Origin of the sequence: Vibrio sp. S457-15 (genome assembly GCF_000960545.1) — a bacterium.
Lineage (GTDB): Bacteria > Pseudomonadota > Gammaproteobacteria > Enterobacterales > Vibrionaceae > Vibrio > Vibrio parahaemolyticus.
The window spans coordinates 1-389 of the sequence record NZ_JYOQ01000145.1; the positions used below are offsets into that span (position 1 = coordinate 1).

Genomic DNA, 389 nt, shown 5'->3' on the forward strand with positions numbered 1-389 from the left:
CCGCCCAAGAGTTCATATCGACGGCGGTGTTTGGCACCTCGATGTCGGCTCATCACATCCTGGGGCTGAAGTCGGTCCCAGGCATGGCTGTTCGCCATTTAAAGTGGTACGCGAGCTGGGTTTAGAACGTCGTGAGACAGTTCGGTCCCTATCTGCCGTGGGCGTTGGAAGATTGAAGGGGGCTGCTCCTAGTACGAGCGGACCGGAGTGGACGAACCTCTGGTGTTCGGGTTGTGTCGCCAGACGCATTGCCCGGTAGCTAAGCTCGGAATCGATAACCGCTGAAAGCATCTAAGCGGGAAGCGAGCCCTGAGATGAGTCTTCCCTGATACTTTACGTATCCTAAAGGGTTGTCGGAGACGACGACGTTGATAGGTCAGGTGTGTAAG

Annotated in this window: 1 rRNA gene; it reads left to right on the forward strand. The window is 56.0% G+C overall.

Going from position 1 to position 389, the window contains the following annotated elements:
- Window positions 1-389, forward strand: a 23S ribosomal RNA gene (locus tag UF05_RS16550); the annotation flags it as partial.